Raw genomic sequence first — 3,561 nt, 5'->3', positions numbered from 1 at the left:
CGGCGCTGTCGACCGTCGGGCGAAACAGCAACCTGAGGGAAGGTCAGCTGAACTGGCCGCGCTTGTCTTGCCGGATCGTGAGAGCAGGTAAGGCTTCAAGAGCGGACTGCCAGCGCCTGTCTGTCTCGAGTTTGCCGGTCGATTAGGTCCTGGTGCGGCCAACGAGGAATTCCTTTATACTCGGTTGGCGGGACCAGCTAGTGTGAACCGGCGTTCTGAACTGAGGCTGACCCCCACCGGTTGGTGGTACGTGCACGATCAAAGTTCCGAAGGGGTCATAGGCCTGCGGATTTACATCGTCGAATTGCGCAAGCTCTCGGCGACGGCAACGACGGCGCGCGGTATATTTCGAACATCCCAAGCTGGGGTGACTGCTTGGTCGCCCCCTTCAACGGAGCGTCCGGATTCAGGCGCCGCGCTCGATGGAAGCAGGGGCGACGGTCCGGTTGGAGGCGAGCTCACCGATCACATCCCATCACGTTGCGTCGACGGATACCTCTAGCTAACGCAATCGTGGTCGCCAGCGTCATAGCCACTACCATCATGGCGTATTGTCGGGCCCTCGCGCTGCGGAAGATACAACTCCGCACAGCAAATTGCTTCGTAGCTGGGAAGGCAGGGATCGACGATTGAGGGGAGCCCAGGTTAGTCGTCTCGAAAAAAGCGGGACTATAGTTCTAGTTCACCGCGATATATCGTTCGCCGGAGAGCATGGTGAGTGATGTTTCGAACACGGAAGAGCAAATCTCGCGCGCGTGCGCAACTTGCGGAGCAAGGACGCGAGCGCAATAGGAGTTCCGGCAAGGAGATCCAGGCTTCTACAGCTGAGTTGAGAAGCTTGCCACGGGACAAGCTCGCGGATGCGGTTTTCCTGCTCTCGATGGCGGCAAAGCAGAAAAGCAATCAGATGCGACGATCGATCAATGAACGCGCGGGGGGGCCGAGTTCGAGTTTTGGAGCGCCACTGAACGGAGACTTAACTGACTATCGTGCGGTCAGGTGTCTAAGCGTGGGGAAAGTCTGCTGCTTTCAGGAAGAAGCTCAGCGTTTGGTGCAGACAAACTGCGCCAGCGCTCTTTGATGAGAGAGAAGGGGGAGGCGACTAGAGTTCTGACTATCTGAGCGCCCGGGAGGAAAGTCGATGAACGTCTGGATAACCAGGATGATCAGGCTTGCTGCTCTGCTGCGCGGACACGAGAAGATGAGCGCAGGGAAAACTTTTCATTTTCTGCTTGAAGTCAGGTGAATGAGCGTCTATGTCCTTTTTCAGCGTTGCCCGTCTGTCGGGCGCTTTCTTCGGCCCTTGATGCCAAGGGAAGCATTGACGCTCTTGATGCTCCTCACCTTGTTGAGTGACACAACAGCCGGCACCAGTCGGTTGGAGTTGATCCATCGTCGGTAAGAGTGTCGGAACCCTTCTTCTCAGGAAGGTTGGGGCCTCTCCGGTCCCGGGCTGTTTGACAAGTGAAGATGAAGAAAGAGAAACGTGGACGGCGGAGTCCTTGCGGGTCTCGCTTCTGGAAAGCTTCGGCTTTTCTGATCGAGACCGGACGAAAGACTTCGGCGGTACACGTTTCAAAGGAAACACCATCGTTGCCAGCGATGTGAATCGCAGGCAGCACATCGACTTCGGTCGATAATGGTGGGACCTCGTCAAACGTTGTGATCAGCCGGTTCAAAGTTCAAGTCCAACTTGAGAGTTTGATCCTGGCTCAGAGCGAACGCTGGCGGCAGGCTTAACACATGCAAGTCGAGCGGGCGTAGCAATACGTCAGCGGCAGACGGGTGAGTAACGCGTGGGAACGTACCTTTTGGTTCGGAACAACACAGGGAAACTTGTGCTAATACCGGATAAGCCCTTACGGGGAAAGATTTATCGCCGAAAGATCGGCCCGCGTCTGATTAGCTAGTTGGTAGGGTAATGGCCTACCAAGGCGACGATCAGTAGCTGGTCTGAGAGGATGATCAGCCACATTGGGACTGAGACACGGCCCAAACTCCTACGGGAGGCAGCAGTGGGGAATATTGGACAATGGGGGCAACCCTGATCCAGCCATGCCGCGTGAGTGATGAAGGCCCTAGGGTTGTAAAGCTCTTTTGTGCGGGAAGATAATGACGGTACCGCAAGAATAAGCCCCGGCTAACTTCGTGCCAGCAGCCGCGGTAATACGAAGGGGCTAGCGTTGCTCGGAATCACTGGGCGTAAAGGGTGCGTAGGCGGGTCTTTAAGTCAGGGGTGAAATCCTGGAGCTCAACTCCAGAACTGCCTTTGATACTGAAGATCTTGAGTTCGGGAGAGGTGAGTGGAACTGCGAGTGTAGAGGTGAAATTCGTAGATATTCGCAAGAACACCAGTGGCGAAGGCGGCTCACTGGCCCGATACTGACGCTGAGGCACGAAAGCGTGGGGAGCAAACAGGATTAGATACCCTGGTAGTCCACGCCGTAAACGATGAATGCCAGCCGTTAGTGGGTTTACTCACTAGTGGCGCAGCTAACGCTTTAAGCATTCCGCCTGGGGAGTACGGTCGCAAGATTAAAACTCAAAGGAATTGACGGGGGCCCGCACAAGCGGTGGAGCATGTGGTTTAATTCGACGCAACGCGCAGAACCTTACCAGCCCTTGACATGTCCAGGACCGGTCGCAGAGACGTGACCTTCTCTTCGGAGCCTGGAACACAGGTGCTGCATGGCTGTCGTCAGCTCGTGTCGTGAGATGTTGGGTTAAGTCCCGCAACGAGCGCAACCCCCGTCCTTAGTTGCTACCATTTAGTTGAGCACTCTAAGGAGACTGCCGGTGATAAGCCGCGAGGAAGGTGGGGATGACGTCAAGTCCTCATGGCCCTTACGGGCTGGGCTACACACGTGCTACAATGGCGGTGACAATGGGATGCGAAGGGGCAACCCCTAGCAAATCTCAAAAAGCCGTCTCAGTTCGGATTGGGCTCTGCAACTCGAGCCCATGAAGTTGGAATCGCTAGTAATCGTGGATCAGCACGCCACGGTGAATACGTTCCCGGGCCTTGTACACACCGCCCGTCACACCATGGGAGTTGGTTTTACCTGAAGACGGTGCGCTAACCCGCAAGGGAGGCAGCCGGCCACGGTAGGGTCAGCGACTGGGGTGAAGTCGTAACAAGGTAGCCGTAGGGGAACCTGCGGCTGGATCACCTCCTTTCTAAGGATGATCCTTCAGCGAGCCTCAAGCTCACTATCGGATCGTTTTAGAAACATCAGTGGCCAACAGATCGCCAGATCGTTGAGCTGCATTGGCGGGATTTCGCCGTCTTCGTTTCTCTTTCTTCGCGGACGAACACGCGCTGGGCCTGCAAGGGCAGGATCCAGGGTCCTTAACGGGATATGCGTTAGGGGCTTGTAGCTCAGTTGGTTAGAGCGCGCGCTTGATAAGCGTGAGGTCGGAAGTTCAAGTCTTCCCAGGCCCACCACTTACATCGAGTGAGCATTCGTCTTCTGGTTACGGGGCCATAGCTCAGCTGGGAGAGCGCGTGCTTTGCAAGCATGAGGTCGTCGGTTCGATCCCGTCTGGCTCCACCAGATGGTT

The 3,561-nt window shown here is 56.0% G+C and carries 2 tRNA genes and 1 rRNA gene; all 3 read left to right on the top strand.

Annotated features, from left to right (window positions below):
• Nucleotides 1-1,689: 1,689 nt before the first annotated feature.
• The 3 genes from QA649_RS28860 (at nt 1,690) to QA649_RS28850 (ending at nt 3,554) form a co-directional block, all read left to right on the top strand.
• Nucleotides 1,690-3,177, top strand: a 16S ribosomal RNA gene (locus QA649_RS28860).
• 191 nt (nt 3,178-3,368) lie between these two features.
• Nucleotides 3,369-3,445: transfer RNA gene (locus QA649_RS28855), tRNA-Ile, on the top strand.
• Nucleotides 3,446-3,478: 33 nt separating this feature from the next.
• Nucleotides 3,479-3,554 (top strand) — tRNA-Ala (locus QA649_RS28850).
• Nucleotides 3,555-3,561: the final 7 nt, after the last annotated feature.

Source organism: Bradyrhizobium sp. CB1717 (assembly GCF_029714325.1).
Taxonomy (GTDB): Bacteria; Pseudomonadota; Alphaproteobacteria; order Rhizobiales; family Xanthobacteraceae; genus Bradyrhizobium.
Note: the sequence above shows the minus strand (reverse complement) of the source record. Positions and strands in the feature narration are given on the sequence as shown.